Genomic DNA, 18,289 nt, shown 5'->3' with positions numbered 1-18,289 from the left:
GGTGATCATGAGCCTTCATCCCGATATCGCGGCGTTGCTCGAGATGATCCAGCTGGGGACGGAGTCCGGCGTCCGCGTCCCGTTTCCGCAACTGACCCCGGCGCAGGCGCGAGCTGATTTCGATGCCTCGTCGCCGCTGCTGGATGACGATCCACCGCCGCTCGCGCATGAGCGCGAGCTCCGGCTGCCGACGCGCGACGGTGCGGTGATCGACGCAAGACTTTATGCGCCCCGGCGCCCCGACGTGGCCGATCCGATGCCGGTGCTGCTCTACATGCACGGCGGCGGTTTCGTCGTCGGCAGTCTCGAGTCCCATCAACCGCTGTGCCGCGGCCTGGCGCAGGACAGCGGAGCGGCCGTGCTGTCGATCGCCTATCGGCTCGCGCCCGAGCATCGGTTTCCGACGGCGTTCGAGGATTGCGTCGATGCACTCGGCTGGATCGGACGCGAAGGGCCCGCGCTAGGCCTCGACCCGCGCCGTGTCGCCATCGGCGGCGACAGCGCGGGCGGCACGCTGGCGGCGGCGCTGGCGATCGCCGCGCGGGACGACCGCGGTCTGCCGCAGCCGGTGCTGCAGGTGCTGGCCTATCCCGGGCTCAGCCCGCAGCAGGTGTCGGAGTCCTATGAGAGGTACGGTGCGGGTTATCTGCTCGAGCGCGAGACGGTGGACTGGTTCTTCAACCACTATCTCCGCGGTGATGCCGACCGGCATGATTGGCGCTTCGCGCCGCTCGCCGCCACCAATCTTGCGGGCGTCGCGCCCGCGATGCTGCTGCTGCCCGAGTTCGATCCACTGGCGGACGAGGGGCACGACTATGCCAGACGGCTGCGCGCGGACGGCGTGGCCGTCGATCTCAAGGTCTATCCGGGCATGATCCACGAGTTCCTGCGCATGGGTAATGTCGTGCCGGATGCGCTGCAGGCCCGCGCCAATATCGGCGCCAGCCTCAGGACCGCATTCGCCACGAAGTCGGGAGCCGGCCAGCCATGACGACCTCAGCCAATCCCGGAGTGACTCATGTCGGCGTCCTGTTGCGGCCGTATTGGATGCTGCTCGTCGTGGCCATCCTTCTTGGGCTGCTCGGCGGCGCCAGCGTCGCTGGCCTGCTCGCCGTGGTGAATCGCGGTCTTTATGCCGGGGCAGGGGATGTCGGCGGACTGGTCGCGTCCTTTGCGGGTCTCTGCGTCCTCGTCGTGATCGGCTCGGTCGGTTCGGACATCAGCGCCAATCTGGTCGGGCAGCGGATCATCGCCTCGCTGCGCAAGTCGCTCGCCGCCAAGATCCTGATGGCGCCGATCGATCAGCTCGAATCCTATCGGTCGCATCGGCTGATTCCGGTGCTGACCAAGGACGTCGACGCGATCAGTGATTTCGCCTTCTTCTTTCCGGCCTTCTTCGTCTCCGGCGTGATCGTCGCCGGCTGCCTCGTCTACCTGGCGGTGCTGTCCTGGCCGCTGTTCCTCGTCACGTCCGCCCTGATCGCGCTGGGATCGTTCGTGCATTTCCTCGCCCGCAGGCGGGGCATGACGGGGTTCAATCTCGCGCGTCAATATGAGGACGATCTGCAGAAACACTACCGCGCCATTGCCGAAGGCGCCAAGGAGTTGCGTCTTCACCGCCCGCGCCGCCGCCATGTCCATGTCGATCTGATCGAGCGGACGGTCGACCGGATCAGCGACGTCCAGATCAAGGCCATCAATCTGCTCGTCACCGCGCGTGCGCTCGGGACCGTGCTTCTGTTCCTGGTGATCGGGACCGCGCTGGTGCTGCGCCCGCTGCTGTGGCCGGACAGTCCGGCCTCGGTCTCCAGCGGCTTCGTGCTGGTGCTGCTGTTCATGCGCGGGCCGATCGACCAGCTGATCGGCATGCTGCCCTCGCTCGGCCGCGCGCAGGTGGCGATGCGGCGCATCGCCGACATGTCTGACAAGTTCGCGACGGCCGAGGCCGATCTGCTCGCGGACCCCGCCCCACGGCCTGCGGAGCAGATCGAGTCCATCGAGCTGCGCGGCGTCTCCTATGCGTTCGAGACGCCTTCGGCCGGACAGCCCTTCACGATCGGACCGCTCGATCTGCGCATCCGGCGCGGCGAGATCGTCTTCATCGTCGGCGAGAACGGCAGCGGCAAGACGACGCTGATCAAGCTTCTGCTCGGGCTTTACGTCCCCGATCGCGGCGTGGTGCTGCGCGACGGCAAGCCCGTGGTCAGCGACACGCGCGATGACTACCGGCAGCTCTTCACCACGGTGTTCTCGGACTACTATCTGTTCGATACGCTTGTCCAGCAGCAGGGCAATCCCCGCGCCGACCTTGCGCAGCACTATCTCGATCGTCTGGACCTCGCCCACAAGGTCTCGATCGACGGCGGTGCATTCTCGACCACGGATCTGTCGACCGGCCAACGCAAGCGCCTCGCCCTGATCAATGCCTGGATCGAGGGACGGCCGGTGCTGGTCTTCGACGAATGGGCCGCCGACCAGGATCCGGCATTTCGTCATGTCTTCTACACGGAGTTGCTGGCCGATCTGAAGCGCCTCGGCAAGACGATTGTCGTGATCTCGCATGATGACCGTTATTTCCACTGCGCGGATCGGATCGTGCGCCTGCGCAACGGACTGATCGACGTCGAACCGATGGAAGAGCCCAACGATGCAACAAGGCGGACAGGACCGCGGGCGGTGTCTCTGCACAGCGCGGCGATGTCGCACGCACCGGCGAACGCAGGTGATTTGTAACTAATCTAAACGCAGCGCTGCGGACATTCTTGTTTTGGCTGTCCGGAACAATCTACATCCTGAGCGGGAGTAAACTGTGGTGAACGCCCGCGCAGCTCGATCAAGGGGAGGGTGCTGATGAATGCAAGGGCGAGCCTCGCGGGAACAGTTCAGACGTTTCCGGCAACGGCCGGCATGACGGTCGTACGCGACGACGACGGACTGCGGGTGATGGCGGACGGGGCGGCACTGCTGTCGCTTCGGCCCCATGGCGAAAGCATGCAACTGGTTGTCCGCGACGGCCTCGATCACGGCCGGCTGTCGAGCGCGGTTGCTGCGATGGCCGAGGCGGCGTTCGCCTGGAGTCCATCGCTCGACTGTCTCGCGGTCGCGCTGGATGACTCGGCGGCGGCCGCTGCCGTTCTTCGGGACGGGCTTGCGGTTGCACGACATGGCAGGCTGGAACTGCTGCCGGACATGGTGATGCAGCGACGTGCGGGATGGCTGACGGATGCATCGCGGCCGGCATTTCCGTTGTCGTATGTGATGACGGACGGCAAACGTCATCCGCTGCGGCCGCCGAAGCCGCAAGGGTGCGTCTATTCTCGCTTCATCCCCTGGCTGTCCGAGACCATCAATTTCCGGGTCGTGGATATCGAGCAGGATCTGCCCTGGGTACACAAATGGCTCAACGATCCGCGTGTGGACGCGTTCTGGAGCGAAGCGGGCGATCTGGACAAGCATCGTCACTATCTCGCGCGTCTGTTGGCTGATGCGCACATGCTGCCGCTGGTCGGCTGCTTTGGCGACCGGCCTTTCGGCTATTTCGAGCTCTATTGGGCCAAGGAAAACCGGATCGCTCCGTTCTACGATGCGGGCGACTACGACCGCGGCTGGCACGTGATCGTCGGCGAGGACGCCTTCCGTGGGCGCCGCTTCATCACCGCCTGGCTCCCCTCGCTGATGCACTACATGTTCCTGGACGATGCCCGGACCGAGCGCATCGTCGGCGAGCCTGCGGCCGCGCACGTCCAGCAGTTGCGCAACCTCGACCGAGCCGGATTTGCCCGGATCAAGAACTTCGATTTCCCGCACAAGCGAGCAACCCTGGTCATGTTGCTTCGTGAACGCTTCTTCGGCGACAGGCTCTGGCAGCCGGCGGCCGACGAAGTGCAACGCTGAAGACCCAACGCGGACGGAGCATCACCCATGTCATATCATCCCGCCCCAGACTATGATGTCGTCGGCGTCGGCTTCGGGCCGTCGAACATCGCGCTTGCGATCGCGCTCGACGATTGCTCGCGGCGCCATCACCTGAAGTGCCGCTCGCTGTTCATCGAAAGGCAGCCGGCGTTCAAGTGGCACGGCGGAATGCTGCTGCCCGGCAGCACCATGCAGATCTCATTTCTGAAGGACCTTGTCTCGCTGCGTGATCCGACCAGCCCGTTCACCTTCATCAACTATCTGCACAAGTCGGGACGGCTGCTGGACTTCACCAATTGCAAGACGTTCTACCCGAGCCGTGTCGAGTTCAACGACTACCTGCGCTGGGCGGCCAGCCAGTTCGACCGTTCAGTCGCCTATGGCGAGACCGTCATCGCCGTCGAGCCGGTGCATGCCGGGCAATCAGTGGTCGCGCTCCGCGTCGTGTCGCGGACACCGGACGGGCAGGAACGGTCGAGAAGCGCCGGCAACCTCGTGGTGGCGGTGGGCGGGCATGCTCATATCCCGCCGATCTTTCGGCCTTGTGCGGGTGATCCGCGGGTGGTGCACACCAGCGCGTATCTCGACTCCGCTCTTGCCAACGAAATCGGCGGGCAGGCGCCGCGGGTCGCGATCATCGGCGGCGGCCAGAGTGCGGCCGAAGTGACGCTGGACCTGTGCGACCGCAGACCGGATGTCCGGATCGACCTCGTGTTTCGTGGACATGCGCTCAAGCCGTCCGACAGCAGCCCGTTCGTCAATGAAATCTTCAACCCGGAGTTCACGGACTATTTCTACGCGCAGCCCGATGGTCGTCGCAGCGCCATCGTCCGGAATTTTCGCAACACCAATTACGCCGTCGTTGATCCCGAACTTCTCGACCAGCTCTATCGGACGACCTACCAGCAGCGCGTCAACGGCGAGCGTCGGCTTGCCCTTCATCCGTGCAGCGAGATCGTTGCCGTCGAGGCGCGCGCAGAAGGGATCGAGCTCGAGCTGCTGAACAAGGATGAGGATGTCCGACGCCGGGAGACCTACGATGCCGTCGTGCTGGCGACCGGATACGAGCGTCCGCTGCTTCCCGAGTTTCTCGCGCCGATTCGTCGCTTCATCGAGCCCGGATCCCTGGACCGCGATTATCGCGTTCGGACGAGCCCCGCGTTCCTGCCGCAAGTGCATCTGCAGGGGTGCTCCGAGATGTCTCATGGTCTGAGCGATACCCTGCTGTCGGTTCTTCCGATGCGTGCGCAGGAGATCACCAGCGCGCTGGTATCGGCCGCAGGAGGAGATCTGGCAACGCGGCTCGAGCCGGATTTGGCCGAGGACGTCTATTCCTAGGAGCGTCGCGACCTCGGATCTGGCGACCGCTGTGCGACGCGGAGCCGAGGTCGGCAAGCATTTCGACGAGCGGACCGGACTGGGCGCGCTCGTCAGATCGTCTGTTGTCGCCGTGATGGCACGGTTTGAGGGACGACGTCCTTCAAGCGGCGGGCACGGCGGATTTTGGGAATGAGAAATGGCTGAGCCGCATTTGCCTGAGCGGGTGGTAACCGTGTTGGTAACGAGTGACTATGCGCGGCTCGTGGGCCGAACGATGTCCGAGCGTCTCGACTACATCGTCGATATCGCCTCGCTGCATACGCGGGACGAATTGCTGCGGCGTCTGGATCTCGGCCGCGTGCTCGCTCGACAGGTTGAAAAGTGGCTCGGTTTTCATGGTCGGCGTCTGCGGCGTCCGAATGAGACGATCGACAGTGCGATGTGCAGCCTCGAATTTCGCAAGCGGCGGATACGGCGGTCGCGCGTCGTGGCACGACGCCGCGCTCCCAGCTCGAAGACGCCGACGGGCGAATAGCCCGGCGCTTCGCGAGGCGCCCCAGGTATGCCAAACGTTTCAGAAGGCGCGGCCGCGTCCTGTCGCCTGCGATGCCGGTGGCCGCAGTGCAATCGTTCTCGCATCGCATCATACAAAATGAGACTCGACGTCAAGGTGCGGACGGGATGACGTGCGCCCGTCGGCACCTCATCCGCTAGCCTTCCCCGCCGATGGCGGCTCACGGCTCAACAAGACGACGGATGCCCGTGACGCCCGCCGCCACCGGGCCAGCAACGACTGGCCGGCACATTCGTGTGCTCCAGCAAGGGGCGACAAGGGAGGGAGTTCGATGCACATGCGACGCGTGGGGTTCGCCGTGGTCACGGCGCTTTTGCTGTCAGGCACGGCGTACGCGCAGGAGAAGATCAAGGTCGGCGTGACGGCGACCCTTGAAGGCACTTATACGGTGCTCGGCGAGGACGGCATGCGCGGGCATGTCACCGCGCTCAACGTGCTCGGCAAGAAGGTCGGCGACAAGGAACTGGAATTCATCGTCGCCTCGACCGACGCCACGCCGGATTCGGCTGTTCGCGCCGTCCGCAAGCTGATCGAGCAGGACAAGGTGCAGATCCTGTTGTCGCCGCTGTCGGGCGACGAAGGGATCGCCGTCAAGAACTTCGCCAAGACCCGCCCCGAGCTGACCTTCGTCAACGCCGCGTCCGGTGCGCAGGAGACGACCTATGTCGATCCGGCGCCGAATTTCTTCCGGTTCAACATGGACGGCGCCCAGTGGCAGGTCGGCCTCGGCAAGTACGCCTATGAGACCAAGGGCTACCGCAAGATCGCGACGGTCGGTGAGGATTACTCCTTCATCTACACCCAGGTATTCGGTCTGGCGCTCGAATTCTGCGGCCTCGGCGGCAAGATTTCCAGCCGGCAATGGGTACCGCTCGGCACCAAGGACTTCGCCTCGGTCATCGCGGCGCTGCCTGACGACGTCGATGCGATCTACCTCGGCCTCGGCGGCGCCGACGCCGTGAACTTCCTCAATCAGTATCAGCAGGCGGGCGGCAAGGCGCACCTGATGGGCGGCTCGATCATGATCGACCAGACCATCCTGTCGTCCAAGGGCAATGCCAAGAACGCGCTGATCGGAACCATCGCCGCGTCCGGCCAGGCGGACACCTGGGAAGACCCGCGCTGGCAGAAGTTCGTGAAGGCCTATCAGGACTCGTTCCCGCCGGAGAAGCGCTTCCCCAGCCCGTCGCTGCTCGCCACCAACTATTATGGCTCGACCATGGCGCTGATCCTGGCGCTGCGCGAGGTCAATGGCGATCTGTCGGACAACCAGTCAAAGCTGAAGGCGGCGCTGGCGAAGATCGAGATCGATGCGCCCAACGGCAAGATCAAGCTCGACTCCAACCGTCAGGCGATCGGCACCAACTTCGTGACCGAGGTCGTCGATGACGGCAAGGGTGCGCTGTTCAGCAAGGTCGTGAAGGTGATTCCGGACGTCAACCAGACGCTCGGCTACGATGCCGCCACCTTCGCCAAGATCGGGCTGCCGAGCCGGACGGTACCTGAATGTAAGAAATACTGACCAATTGTGCTCTGCAACTCAACGCGGCCGGAGACTGCTCCGGCCGCGTCGTCGCGTCGCTTGCTTTCTGTGCAGCAATCATCGACGCTGATGCATAATCAAAAAGCCATTTCGGTGAGGAAGTGATGAGTAGGGCGCTCGCCGTCTTTCATGCTCGCTTCGGCCGCGCGACGGTTTATCAGCTCAATCGGCCATTCAACGTGCATGCCCATCGTGAGGGGCATCTGATCTTTCATGTCGGCGGAACTCCAGCTCATATCGACGTCGGCGATCAGCGTCACATTCTCGGTGAGGAGGGGATCGTTGCAGTCAATCCTTGGGAACCGCACAATTTCCTGCCCAACGACGTCGACAATGGCGCGATCTTCTTCGTGCTATACGTCAACGCGGAATGGTTTGCCCCATCGGCTGCTCGCGAGCAGGGTCTTCGGTTCGGCCGGACCTGGTTTCGTCGGACACCGGCGCTCGATCGCTGCATCCGCCGCACCGCAGCACTGGTTTGCGGCGCTCCGTCCCTCGGCTGCCTGGACGGCGAACTACGACAGCTCATCGACAGCTGCTACGAACAGAGCTGGTGCATCCCGGAGCGGATGCGCGAGCGTCCGTGTGCCGAGGTGACCGATTTCCGTGTTCGCAAATGCATCAAGCTGATGTCGGACAGCCCGTGTGCCGAGATTGAACTCGATGACATCGCCCGCGAGTCCGGCCTGTCCCGTCCGCATTTCTATCGCCTGTTCCGCAGCCAGACAGGCGTGACGCCGAACCTCTATCTGAACACGCTGCTGATGGAGCGGGCCCTGGATGCGGTGGTGGCGACGGAGTCGCCGATCGCGGATATCGGCTTCGATCTCGGCTTCTCGTCGCAGAGCGGCTTCACGCGCTTCTTCGCTGCGAATGTCGGGATGGCCCCGACCGACTATCGCCGCGCTGCAAAAGTGCTGCGCGCCTGACGTGCTGCTGCGCACCGCGCGAAAAGAGACTGTCGATCAAATCCATCCACGCATCGCTCGCTACACTTCGCTCAACGTGATCCGAAAACGGATCCGACGAGGGAGAAAGCGCGATGGCCGGCAGACCCGGCGATCTCTGGCTGGATGTGCGTTGCGGCCGCAATGACGGAGCCATGCTCCTGATTGCGGGGGAGGATCGATGAGTCGCTTCATCGAGCGCCACCCGATCTGGTCTCTCATTGTCCTGCTGGCTGTGGCAGTGCTGGTCTGGCTGATCGTTGCCGTCTGGCCACCGGCTCTGGAAGAGGCGGTCGGGCGCAAGAAGGTGTTCCTCAGCGCCGTCTTCAACGGCATCACGCTCGGCGGGCTCTATTTCCTCGTCGCAAGCGGCTTCACCCTGATCTTCGGCCTGATGCGCAATGTGAACCTCGCGCACGGCTCGCTCTATCTGTTCGGCGGCTATGTCGGCTACGGCATTTCGTCCGCGACCGGCTCGTGGATTCTGGCCTTCATTGCCGCGTTCATTGTCGTCGCGATTGTCGGCGTCCTGCTGCAGTTCTTCGTGTTTCGTCGCATGGAGGGCCAGGACCTGCGGCAGACGATGGTGACGATCGGCCTGTCGATCGTGTTCGCCGATCTCATGCTGTGGGCGTTCGGCGGCGATTTCTATCAGATCCAGACGCCGGCCTGGCTGATCGGACCCGTGCAGCTGCCGCTGATGACGGCGATGAAATCATCCGGCGAGGCGGTGTTCCTGCAATATCCGCTGGTGCGTCTGGTGATCTTCTGCGGCTCGGTCGTGATCGGCATCCTGATGTGGCTGGCGCTCAACCGCACCCGGGTCGGGATGATCGTGCGCGCCGGCGTCGATGACCGCGAGATCCTCGCCGCGACCGGCGTGCAGATCCAGCTCGTCTTTGTGTTGGTGTTTGCCTTCGGCGCCGGTCTTGCGGGCATTGCCGGTGTGGTCGGCGGAACCTTCCAATCGCTGTCGCCCGGCGAGGATACGAGGTTCCTGCTGGCCTCGCTCGTCGTCGTCATCGTCGGCGGCATGGGATCGATCCCGGGAGCTGCGCTCGGCGCGCTCATTATCGGGCTCGCCGAGCAGCTCGGCTCGGTCTACATCCCGACCTATGCGATCGTCGTGACCTTCCTGATCATGGTCCTGGTGCTGGCGCTGCGGCCCCAGGGCCTGCTGGCGAGGCGTTGAGATGTCGCTGCTCCAGGAGGCGCGGACAAGGGACGGCATGCTGGCGCGGGGCACGACCGCAAAGCCGGCCAGTTGGTCCGTCACGGAGCAGCCCTGGGGCTGGGCGCTGGCGGCGCTGCTGCTGATCATGCCGCTTATCGCCAACGGCTTCTTCCTGATCGAGATCTTCGGGACGACCCTGATCCTCGGCACGATCGCGCTGAGCCTGATGTTCCTCGCCGGCTATGGCGGCATGGTCAGCCTGATGCAGCTGACAATCGCGGGCTTTGCCGGCTACATGGTCGCGGTGTTCGGCGTCAGCGGCAACGCCAATATCAGCCTGGGCTGGCCGTGGTGGCTGGCGACGCCGATGGCGCTGGTGCTCGCGGTGGCGTTCGGCACGCTCGGCGGCGCGCTGGCGGTACGCACCGAAGGTATCTACACGATCATGATCACGCTCGCGATCGGCGCGGCGTTCTACTATTTCACCAACCAGAACTGGGCGATCTTCAACGGCCATACCGGCATCAACACGGTCGCGACGCCGCATGTCCTCGGCATCAACTGGCGTAGCGACATTGCGTTCTATTACCTGATCCTCGCAGTCGCCGCCCTGTGTTGTTCCGCTGTGGTCTATTTGTCGCGCGCGCCGTTCGGGCTGGCGTTGCAGGGCGTTCGCGACAATCCCAGGCGCATGGCCGCGCTCGGTTTCAACGTCAATGCCCATCGCATCGCGGCCTATGCCTTTGCCGCGCTCATCGCCGGGCTTGGCGGCGTGCTGCAGGTCTGGAACTACCGCCAGATCTCGCCGGGCTCGGTCGCGGTCGAACGCTGCATCGACATTCTGATCGTCGCTGTGGTCGGCGGCGTCACCCGGCCGGTCGGCGCCTATATCGGCGCCTTCATCTTCGTCCTCCTGCGCACCTTTGCGCTGGATTTCCTGGTCAAGGTCGGCCTCGACGGCAACCGCTTCCGGCTGCTGATCGGGCTCGGCTTCCTCGCCATCGTGTTCTTCTCATCCGATGGCGTCATCGGCCTGTATGAGCGCTGGCGCAAGCGCAGGCAGACCACCGAGGCGCGTCCGGGAGGGCACGGCCATGGATAGGGTGGCTGACCGGCTCTCCGCTCTCGGCTCCACGGCTGCGCTGGAGTTGCGTGGCGTCACGCGCATGTTCGGCGCGCTGGCGGCGCTGACGGACATCACCATCACGGTGCGCCCCGGCGAGCGACGCGCGGTGCTGGGCTCGAACGGGGCTGGCAAGACGACGCTGTTCAACTGCGTCACCGGTGACTTCCTGCCGACGTCAGGCACGATCCGGTTCTTCGGCGAGGATGTCACCGCGTTCCCGCCCTACGAGCGCATCCGGCGCGGGCTGCGCCGGACCTATCAGATCTCCGCGCTGTTCCTCGGCCTGACCGTGCGCGACAACGTCTATCTCGCCTGCCGAGGCGTCTCGCGCGCGCGCTTCTCGATGCTGCGGCCGCGCGCCAACGACGCGCTGATGCAGGCGGCCGAACGCCTGATCGAGGCGGTGCATCTGACATCGGTGCGCGATCAGCTGGTGTCGGAGCTCGCCCATGGCCAGCAACGTCAGCTCGAGATCGCGCTGGCGCTGGCGGGCGCGCCGCGCTTCATCCTGTTCGACGAGCCGGCGGCGGGCCTGTCGCCGACGGAGCGGCGCGAGTTGGTCCAGATCCTGACATCGCTGCCGCCGCATATCGGCTACATCATCATCGAACACGACATGGATGTGGCGCTGCGCGTCGTCGAGAGCGTGACGATGATGCACAACGGCCGCATCTTCAAGGAGGGCGCGCCGCACGAGATCGAATCCGATCCGGAGGTGCAGGAGCTGTATCTCGGAGGCGGCCATGAATGATCGCGGCCGCTCCGTGCCCGCGCTCGATGTCCGCGGCCTCGACGTCTATTATGGCCATTCGCATGCGCTGCAGGGCGTCGACCTCCGGCTCGAGTCCGGCGTGTTCTCGCTGGTCGGCCGCAACGGCATGGGCAAGACCACGCTGTGCAAGGCGATCATGGGCCTGCTGCGGCCGTCCGGCGGCGCGGTGCGGCTGCGTGGCGAGGATATCACCGGGCTCAATCCGGCGCGGATCGCGCGGCTCGGCGTCGGCTATGTCCCGCAGGGGCGGCGTCTGTGGCGCTCGCTGAGTGTCGACGAGCATCTGCGGCTCGCGGCCGGGCTGCGCCGCGGAGCCTGGACGGTGGATCGCGTCTACGAGACGTTTCCGCGGCTTGCCGAGCGCCGCAACAATGGCGGCGGGCAGCTCTCCGGCGGCGAGCAGCAGATGCTCGCGATCGCGCGCGCACTGCTGACCAATCCGCAGCTCCTGATCATGGACGAGCCGACCGAGGGGCTTGCGCCGGTCATTGTCGCCCAGGTCGAGGAGATGCTGATCCGGCTCGGCCAGGATGGCGACATCGCGGTGCTGGTGATCGAGCAGAACATCGGCGTCGCCACCGCGATCTCGCCGCGCGTCGCGATCATGGTCAATGGCCGCATCAACCGCATCATCGACTCCGCGCGGCTGGCCGCCGACCGCGAGCTGCAGCAGCGGCTGCTGGGCGTCGGCCAGCATGCGGGAGACGAGACCGATCTCGGCACGGAGCAGGCGAGGGAGGAGCCTGTCGCCCGCGCAGCGACGTTGGCGTCGCCGAAGGCCGCGCCGGTCAGGGTCTACGTCTCCAATCCAGTGCTGCCGACGCGCTGGTCGCAGCCGGTGCCGGTCGCGCAGATCGAGGCCAAGGCGCGAACGGTCTCGACCAGCGTGACCCGTCTCGACGAGGCGGCGCGCGTCGGACGCGAGCGCACAGCACCGGTCTCGTCCGGTCCGCCGGCGGTGATCGTGGCCGGCACGCTCGACTCCAAGGGCGAGGAGCTGCGCTTCATCCGCGACATCATTGCCGGCCATGGCCTGCGCACACGGCTTGTCGATGTCTCCACCAGTGGCAAGCATGCGAGTTGCGACGTCTCGGCTCAGGAGATCGCGCTCAATCATCCGCGTGGCGGCTCGGCCGTGTTCGGCTCCGACCGTGGGCAATCCGTGACCGCAATGGCCGACGCCTTTGCGCGCTGGCTGCGGCGGCAGGACAATGTCGCCGGAATCATCTCGGCCGGCGGCTCGGGCGGCACGTCGCTCGTGGCCCCTGGCATGCGCGAATTGCCGATCGGCGTGCCCAAGCTGATCGTCTCGACTGTCGCCTCGGGAGACGTCGGCGCCTATGTCGGGCCTGCCGACATCGCCATGATGTATTCAGTCACCGACGTCCAAGGCCTGAATTCGATATCCCGCGCGGTGCTCAGCAACGGCGCGCATGCGCTGGCCGGCATGGTGACGGCGCGGCAGCAGCAACAAACCATCGTTGGAGGCGCCAAGCCGCAGCGTCCCGCGCTCGGCATCACCATGTTCGGCGTGACCACGCCGGCGGTGCAGAAGATCACGGCCGAGCTGCGCGACGACTACGAATGCCTCGTCTTCCATGCCACCGGCGTCGGCGGCCGCTCGATGGAGAAGCTGGTCGACTCCGGGATGCTCGCCGGAATCATCGACCTCACCACCACCGAGGTCTGCGATCTACTGATGGGTGGCGTGTTTCCGGCGACCGAGGACCGCTTCGGCGCCATCATTCGCTCGCGCGTGCCCTATGTCGGCTCGGTCGGCGCGCTCGACATGGTCAATTTCGGTGCGCCCGAGACCATTCCGGAGCGCTATCGCGGCCGCAAGTTTCATGTCCACAATCCGCAGGTCACCTTGATGCGCACGACACCCGCCGAAAACACGGAGATGGGGCGCTGGATCGGCGAGCGGCTCAATCGCATGGATGGCCCGGTCAGGTTCTTCCTGCCCGAGAAGGGAGTGTCGGCGCTCGATGCGCAGGGCCAGCCGTTCTTCGATCGCGAGGCGGACGAGGCGCTGTTCCGCAGCCTCGAACAGACCGTGCGGCAAACCTCGACGCGGCGGATCATCCGCGTGCCGCATCATATCAACGACAACGAGTTCGTTGCCACGATCGTGGCCGCCATCAGGCCGATGCTCGGGCGGCTGCCGGCGCGGCGCAGACAGGCGAGGTGATGGTCATGCCGAGATATGAGCGTGCACCGCTGCTGAAGAAGTTTCGCGACATGGTCCGTCGCGGCGTCCCGATCATCGGCGGCGGCGCCGGCACCGGCCTGTCGGCGAAATGCGAGGAGGCCGGCGGCATCGATCTGATCGTTATCTATAATTCCGGCCGCTATCGCATGGCCGGCCGTGGTTCGCTGGCCGGGCTGATGGCCTATGGCGACGCCAACGCGATCGTGGTCGAGATGGCCGCCGAGGTGCTGCCTGTCGTCAAGAGCACGCCGGTGCTTGCGGGCGTCAACGGCACCGACCCGTTCCGCGACATGGATGTCTTTCTCGACGAACTGAAGGCGCTCGGTTTCTCCGGCGTGCAGAACTTTCCGACCGTTGGCCTAATCGACGGCACCTTCCGTGCCAATCTGGAGGAGACCGGCATTTCCTATGCGCTGGAGATCGACATGATCGGGCGCGCCCACGACAAGGACCTGCTGACAACGCCTTACGTGTTCAACGAGGCGCAGGCGACGGGCATGGCGATTGCGGGGGCCGACATCATCGTCTGCCATCTCGGCCTGACCACCGGCGGCTCGATCGGCGCGCAGACCGCGCCGAAGCTGGAGGACTGTCCCGGCCTGATCGACAGCTGGGCGTCGGCGGCGCTGAGCGTCAATCCCGAGATCCTGGTGCTGGCGCATGGCGGTCCGATCGCCGAGCCCGCCGATGCCGACTACATCATGAAGCATACCAAGAACTGCCACGGCTTCTACGGCGCCTCCTCGATGGAGCGACTGCCGGTAGAGCGGGCGCTGACCGAGCAGGTGCGACATTTCAAGGCGATCAGCTCGCGGCCGCGCCGCGTCTGAGGTGACAACACGAGATCCGGCAGCGATGGCGCCTGGCGCCGCGCCCGTCGGACAGAAGAATGAGGGAGGAATGCGATGTCCGGGGCTTTGATCGGTGAGCTGATCCTGTGGCTGATCGTTGCGATCATCGTCATCGTGGTCGCCGTCTATATCGTCAACTGGCTCTACCACCGCTCCTCGAAGGAGGTCTCCTTCGTCCGCACCGGCTTCATGGGCGAGCGTGTCGTGATCAATGGCGGCGCCTTCGTGATGCCGTTCATCCACGACTATACGCCGGTCAACATGAACGTGCTGCCGATGGGAATTACGCGCGCGAAGCAGGACGCGGTGATCACCCGCGACCGCATGCGGGTCGACGTCGAGGCCGACTTCTACGTGCGGGTGCAGCCGACCCGCGAGGCGGTCTCGATCGCCGCCGCGACGCTCGGCCGGCGCACGCTCGAACCGGAAAAGCTGCACGCGCTGCTCTCCGGCAAGTTCATCTCCGCGCTGCGCTCGGTGGCAGCGGAGATGACGATGGAGCAGATGCACGAGCAGCGCGGCGACTACGTCTCCCGCGTGAAGGCAGCCGCCTCCGAGGCACTCGCACAGAACGGGCTCGAGCTCGAATCCGTCGCGATCACCGATCTCGACCAGACCGATCTGGAGTTCTTCAACCCGTCGAACCGGTTCGACGCCGAAGGCCTGACCCGGCTGATGGAGGACATCGAGAGCAAGCGCAAGCTGCGCAACGACATCGAGCAGGACTCGATGATCAAGATCCGCACCCGCAACCTCGAAGCCGAGCGTGAGGCGCTGGAGATCGAGCGCGAGAGCGAGACGGCGCGGCTGGAACAGGAGCGCGACATCGAGATGCGCCGCGCCCTGCAGCGGACGGAAGTCGCACGCGAGCGGGCGCTGCGCGAGACCGAGGCCGAGCAGGCGCAGATTTCCGCGCGTGAGGCGATCGAGAAGGCACGCATCGCCAACGAGCTCACCATCGCCGAGGCGCGGATCGCGGCCGAGCGCGACACGCGGCAGCGCGAGATCGAGCGGACCCGCGCGGTCGAGGAGCGCGAGCTCCTGGCGCGCGAGGACATTGAGAAGGCCCGGATTGCCAACCAGCGCGCGATCGATGCCGCCCGCATCGAATCCGAGCGCGAGGTGCGCCAGCGCGACATCGAGCGGACCCGAACCATCGAGGAGGCCGAGATCGCTGCGCGCGAGGCGGTGGAGAAGGCGCGCATCCAGCAGGATCGCGTCGTCTCCGATGCGCGGATCGCCAATGACGAGGAGACCCGGCGGCGCGAGATCGAGCGCACCCGAGCCATCGAGCAGGCGGAGATCGCCGCACGCGAGGCGACAGAGAAGGCGCGGATCGCGCAGACCATGATCGTCAATCTGGAGCGCATCAGCTCCGACGAGCGTACGCGCGCCACCGAGATCGCGCAGGTCCGCGCCATCCAGGAGGCGGAGATCGAGGCGCAGAAGGCGGTCGAGGCCGCGCGCATCGCCCGCGAGCAGGCGCTGTCGGCCGAGCGCATCGCTGCCGAGCATGCGACGCGCAAGCTGGAGATCGAGCGCAATCAGGGCATCGAGATCGCCGGCATCGTCGCGCGGGAGGCCACGGAGGCCAGCCGCATCGCGCAGGAGGAGCGGGTGCGCGCCCTCGAGATCGCCCGCGTCAGGACCATCGAGGAGGCCGACATCGCATCGCGTGAAGCGATCGAGGCGGCGCGCATTGCACAGGAGCAGGCGGTCGCCGCCAAGCGCATCCTCTCCGAGCAGGAAACGCGCAGCCTGGAGATTTCGCGGACCGAGGCCGTCGAGGCGGCCGATCTCAAGCGGCGCGAGGCGGTCGAGCGGCGCCGCATCGAGGTCGAGCTCGCGCTGGAGGCTGAGCGCATTGCGTCGTCGCGGACGCGGGAGGTGCTCAACATCGACCAGAAGAAAGCGATCGAGCTGGCCGATGAGGTCAGGGTCATCGAGCTCGCCGCCAAGCGCGCCGAACGCATCGATGCCGATCGCCAGGTCAAGGAGGCCGAGATCGTCGCGCGCAAACAGGTCGAGGCCGCCGATGTGTCGCGCGAGCAGGCGCTGGAGGCGGTCCGGCTGGAGCGTCGCCGGGCCATCGAGCAGCTCGAAGTCGCCCGCGTGCAGTCGCTGCAGGAGGCCGAGATCGCCGCCCGCGAGGAGGTCGAGCGCGCGCGCATTGCCTCCGATCGCGGCCTCGACGAGGCGCGCATCGGTCGCGAGCGTGAGTTGCGCAAGCTGGAAGTCAACCGCGAGAAGGACGTCGAGACGGCGCTGATGGAAAAGGCGATCGCGCTGTACCAGAAGTCGCTGGAGGAATCCGCCGCCAAGGTGTCGGCCGAGGAGGCGCGCACGCGCGCGACCGAAGCCGCGGAGAAGGTGATCACCGCACGCGAGAGCGAGATCGCCCGCCGCCGCAAGACGGTCGAGGTGCTGCTCGCCGAGAAGCAGGCGGAGGAGACCCGCATCGCCGCCGAGGCCGAGCGCGTGCGCGCGGCGGTGGAAGCCGAAGCGCAGCGGCTGCTCAACGAGGCCGAGAACGTGCTGACCGACCAGGCCCGCTACTCGCTGTTCCGCCGCAAGCTGCTCGACCGCATCGAGGGTATCGTGCGCGAAAGCGTCAAGCCGATGGAAAAGATCGAGGGCATCCGCATTCTCCAGGTCGACGGCCTGAACGGCAATGGCGGCAACGGCAATGGCGGCCGCAGCGCGACCGACGAGGTGATCGATTCCGCGCTGCGCTATCGCGTGCAGGCGCCGCTGATCGACTCCATCCTCTCCGACATCGGCGTCGAGGGCGGCAGCTTGGCCAAGATGCCGGGCCTGATCCGCGAAGCCAGGGACATGCAGGGCATTCGCAAGGACACCGCCGCGCGCAAGGATACTGGTGGAGGTGGAGGCGGTGATGTCGGCCCATCCGAGCCGCCGGCCGATCGCGGCCCGCGCAAGAAGGGTTGATGCGAGATGGCGAGGGTCTACGTCTCCACTGTCGTGAATGCCCGCAACGACCGGGTGTGGGCGCGCGTCCGCGACTTCAACGGCTTGCCGAACTGGCATCCCGCCATCGCCGAGAGTCGCATCGAGGGCGGCGAACCCGCGGACAAGATCGGCTGCGTCAGGGATTTCCGGCTGCGCAACGGCGACCGCATCCGCGAGAAGCTTCTCGGCCTGTCCGACTACGACATGTTCTGCACCTATTCGATCCTGGAATCGCCGATGGGCGTGTCGAACTACGTCGCCACGCTCCGCCTGACGCCGGTGACGGACGGCGACAAGACCTTCCTGGAATGGACCGCCGAGTTCGACTGCGCGCCGGAGCGCGAGGCCGATCTGGTCGGCTCGATCGGCGGCGGCGTGTTCCAGGGCGGCTTCGATGCGCTCAAGCGGGCGTTCGGAGGCTAGTCCGTGCCGCACATCGTCAAGAGCACCATCATCGACGCGCCGACCGACCGGGTTTGGGAGGTGCTGCGCGACTTCAACGGCCATGACCGTTGGCATCCGGCGGTGGCGACCTCGGCGATCGAGCGCTCGCAGACCTCCGACAAGATCGGCTGCGTCAGGCGCTTCCGGCTTCAGGACGGCTCGGAGCTGCGCGAGCAATTGCTGGCGCTGTCCGACCTTGAACAGAGCTTCAGCTACTGCCTGCTCGATACGCCGGTCGCCTTGTTCAACTACGTCGCCCATGTCCGGCTGCTCCCCGTCACCGATGGCGATCGCACGTTCTGGCATTGGGAGAGCCGGTTCACGACGCGGCTGGAGCAGGCGGAGGAACTGACGCGCATGGTGGCGGAAGACATCTACCAGGCCGGCTTCGAGGCGATCCGCTCGCATCTGAAGCAGGCGGCATGAGCGAGAGGTGAACCG

At 65.7% G+C, this 18,289-nt stretch carries 15 protein-coding genes; all 15 read left to right on the top strand.

All coding sequences use genetic code 11. From position 1 onward, the window contains the following. Positions 1 to 7: 7 nt before the first annotated feature. The 15 genes from ACQR1L_RS09855 to ACQR1L_RS09785 all read left to right on the top strand — a co-directional run bounded on the left by ACQR1L_RS09855 (position 8) and on the right by ACQR1L_RS09785 (position 18,274). Positions 8 to 991, top strand: a complete 984-nt coding sequence (locus ACQR1L_RS09855; protein ID WP_434857755.1) for an alpha/beta hydrolase — start codon at positions 8 to 10, stop codon at positions 989 to 991. Then, a complete protein-coding gene (locus tag ACQR1L_RS09850) occupies positions 988 to 2,733 on the top strand; it encodes a cyclic peptide export ABC transporter (protein ID WP_434857754.1) in 1,746 nt (581 codons plus the stop codon). Before ACQR1L_RS09855 ends, ACQR1L_RS09850 begins: the two co-directional genes overlap by 4 nt. A gap of 117 nt (positions 2,734 to 2,850) precedes the next feature. Further along, positions 2,851 to 3,894 carry a GNAT family N-acetyltransferase gene (locus tag ACQR1L_RS09845; RefSeq protein ID WP_434857753.1) on the top strand — a complete coding sequence of 348 codons (1,044 nt, stop codon included), beginning with the start codon at positions 2,851 to 2,853 and terminating at the stop codon, positions 3,892 to 3,894. 27 nt (positions 3,895 to 3,921) lie between these two features. Further along, positions 3,922 to 5,253 carry a lysine N(6)-hydroxylase/L-ornithine N(5)-oxygenase family protein gene (locus ACQR1L_RS09840; RefSeq protein ID WP_434857752.1) on the top strand — a complete coding sequence of 444 codons (1,332 nt, stop codon included), beginning with the start codon at positions 3,922 to 3,924 and terminating at the stop codon, positions 5,251 to 5,253. Positions 5,254 to 5,431: 178 nt separating this feature from the next. Continuing rightward, the gene (locus ACQR1L_RS09835; RefSeq protein WP_434857751.1) at positions 5,432 to 5,770 is read left to right on the top strand and encodes a hypothetical protein; all 339 of its coding nucleotides are present in this window, start codon (positions 5,432 to 5,434) and stop codon (positions 5,768 to 5,770) included. 310 nt (positions 5,771 to 6,080) lie between these two features. Continuing rightward, positions 6,081 to 7,331: an ABC transporter substrate-binding protein gene (locus tag ACQR1L_RS09830; protein ID WP_434857750.1), complete on the top strand. Its 1,251-nt coding sequence runs from the start codon at positions 6,081 to 6,083 to the stop codon at positions 7,329 to 7,331. Positions 7,332 to 7,456: 125 nt separating this feature from the next. Further along, the gene (locus ACQR1L_RS09825) at positions 7,457 to 8,281 is read left to right on the top strand and encodes an AraC family transcriptional regulator (protein ID WP_434857749.1); all 825 of its coding nucleotides are present in this window, start codon (positions 7,457 to 7,459) and stop codon (positions 8,279 to 8,281) included. Positions 8,282 to 8,480: 199 nt separating this feature from the next. Then, positions 8,481 to 9,491, top strand: coding sequence for a branched-chain amino acid ABC transporter permease (locus ACQR1L_RS09820; protein ID WP_434857748.1), 1,011 nt, complete (start codon positions 8,481 to 8,483; stop codon positions 9,489 to 9,491). Position 9,492: 1 nt separating this feature from the next. Further along, positions 9,493 to 10,575, top strand: coding sequence for a branched-chain amino acid ABC transporter permease (locus ACQR1L_RS09815; protein ID WP_434857747.1), 1,083 nt, complete (start codon positions 9,493 to 9,495; stop codon positions 10,573 to 10,575). Then, entirely contained in the window at positions 10,568 to 11,350 is a 783-nt protein-coding gene (locus ACQR1L_RS09810) for an ABC transporter ATP-binding protein (RefSeq protein WP_434857746.1), read from the top strand. The genes ACQR1L_RS09815 and ACQR1L_RS09810 overlap by 8 nt, the downstream gene beginning before the upstream one ends. Next, positions 11,343 to 13,562 carry an ABC transporter permease gene (locus tag ACQR1L_RS09805; RefSeq protein ID WP_434857745.1) on the top strand — a complete coding sequence of 740 codons (2,220 nt, stop codon included), beginning with the start codon at positions 11,343 to 11,345 and terminating at the stop codon, positions 13,560 to 13,562. Before ACQR1L_RS09810 ends, ACQR1L_RS09805 begins: the two co-directional genes overlap by 8 nt. Positions 13,563 to 13,567: 5 nt before the next feature. Continuing rightward, on the top strand, positions 13,568 to 14,413 hold the full coding sequence (locus ACQR1L_RS09800) for a phosphoenolpyruvate hydrolase family protein (protein WP_434857744.1): 846 nt from the start codon (positions 13,568 to 13,570) through the stop codon (positions 14,411 to 14,413). Between the two features lie 75 nt (positions 14,414 to 14,488). Next, positions 14,489 to 17,383, top strand: coding sequence for a flotillin domain-containing protein (locus ACQR1L_RS09795; RefSeq protein ID WP_434857743.1), 2,895 nt, complete (start codon positions 14,489 to 14,491; stop codon positions 17,381 to 17,383). A gap of 6 nt (positions 17,384 to 17,389) precedes the next feature. Continuing rightward, positions 17,390 to 17,827 (top strand): SRPBCC family protein, encoded by a 438-nt coding sequence (locus tag ACQR1L_RS09790; protein ID WP_006609919.1) that lies wholly within the window; start codon positions 17,390 to 17,392, stop codon positions 17,825 to 17,827. A 3-nt stretch (positions 17,828 to 17,830) separates the two neighbouring features. Beyond that, the gene (locus tag ACQR1L_RS09785; protein ID WP_434857742.1) at positions 17,831 to 18,274 is read left to right on the top strand and encodes an SRPBCC family protein; all 444 of its coding nucleotides are present in this window, start codon (positions 17,831 to 17,833) and stop codon (positions 18,272 to 18,274) included. Positions 18,275 to 18,289 lie beyond the last annotated feature (15 nt).

This window comes from Bradyrhizobium sp. HKCCYLR20261 (assembly GCF_051168435.1).
GTDB lineage: Bacteria > Pseudomonadota > Alphaproteobacteria > Rhizobiales > Xanthobacteraceae > Bradyrhizobium.
The sequence above is the reverse complement of the archived record's forward strand: the minus strand, read 5'-3'. Positions and strand labels throughout refer to the sequence as shown.

Bases quoted from the DNA above. Each gene is read 5' to 3' on its own strand.
- ACQR1L_RS09835 (WP_434857751.1), top strand. From the start codon at position 5,432: ATGGCTGAGCCGCATTTGCCTGAGCGGGTGGTAACCGTGTTGGTAACG.
- ACQR1L_RS09805 (WP_434857745.1), top strand. From the start codon at position 11,343: ATGAATGATCGCGGCCGCTCCGTGCCCGCGCTCGATGTCCGCGGCCTC.
- ACQR1L_RS09825 (WP_434857749.1), top strand. From the start codon at position 7,457: ATGAGTAGGGCGCTCGCCGTCTTTCATGCTCGCTTCGGCCGCGCGACG.
- ACQR1L_RS09795 (WP_434857743.1), top strand. From the start codon at position 14,489: ATGTCCGGGGCTTTGATCGGTGAGCTGATCCTGTGGCTGATCGTTGCG.
- ACQR1L_RS09820 (WP_434857748.1), top strand. From the start codon at position 8,481: ATGAGTCGCTTCATCGAGCGCCACCCGATCTGGTCTCTCATTGTCCTG.
- ACQR1L_RS09850 (WP_434857754.1), top strand. From the start codon at position 988: ATGACGACCTCAGCCAATCCCGGAGTGACTCATGTCGGCGTCCTGTTG.
- ACQR1L_RS09800 (WP_434857744.1), top strand. From the start codon at position 13,568: ATGCCGAGATATGAGCGTGCACCGCTGCTGAAGAAGTTTCGCGACATG.
- ACQR1L_RS09855 (WP_434857755.1), top strand. From the start codon at position 8: ATGAGCCTTCATCCCGATATCGCGGCGTTGCTCGAGATGATCCAGCTG.
- ACQR1L_RS09810 (WP_434857746.1), top strand. From the start codon at position 10,568: ATGGATAGGGTGGCTGACCGGCTCTCCGCTCTCGGCTCCACGGCTGCG.
- ACQR1L_RS09790 (WP_006609919.1), top strand. From the start codon at position 17,390: ATGGCGAGGGTCTACGTCTCCACTGTCGTGAATGCCCGCAACGACCGG.
- ACQR1L_RS09815 (WP_434857747.1), top strand. From the start codon at position 9,493: ATGTCGCTGCTCCAGGAGGCGCGGACAAGGGACGGCATGCTGGCGCGG.
- ACQR1L_RS09845 (WP_434857753.1), top strand. From the start codon at position 2,851: ATGAATGCAAGGGCGAGCCTCGCGGGAACAGTTCAGACGTTTCCGGCA.
- ACQR1L_RS09840 (WP_434857752.1), top strand. From the start codon at position 3,922: ATGTCATATCATCCCGCCCCAGACTATGATGTCGTCGGCGTCGGCTTC.
- ACQR1L_RS09830 (WP_434857750.1), top strand. From the start codon at position 6,081: ATGCACATGCGACGCGTGGGGTTCGCCGTGGTCACGGCGCTTTTGCTG.